Raw genomic sequence first — 202 nt, 5'->3', positions numbered from 1 at the left:
TGTCGCTGCCCGGCTGGGAGACGTTGCCCGCCGCGTCCACCAGGGTGGCGGTCACCGTCAGGGTCGCGCCATCCGCCGGGCGGTCAAACTCGTAGCCCACCTTGCCGGCGCTGATGTCGTCTGCCGTCAGCACCCGGTCTGCCTGGCCACTCACCTTGAGGGTGTCCCCGGCCTTGGCCTCTGCCGGCAGGGTCACTTCCAC

1 protein-coding gene is annotated in these 202 nt (G+C 70.8%); it reads right to left on the bottom strand.

The window, feature by feature from the left end; translation table 11 throughout:
- Positions 1-202, bottom strand: a 202-nt coding sequence (locus tag BN1119_RS20615) for a hypothetical protein (RefSeq protein ID WP_167335448.1), incomplete at both ends; no start/stop codon positions are given.

Origin of the sequence: Aeromonas bivalvium, assembly GCF_000819765.1 — a bacterium.
Taxonomy (GTDB): Bacteria; Pseudomonadota; Gammaproteobacteria; order Enterobacterales; family Aeromonadaceae; genus Aeromonas; species Aeromonas bivalvium.
The sequence above is the reverse complement of the archived record's forward strand: the minus strand, read 5'-3'. Positions and strand labels throughout refer to the sequence as shown.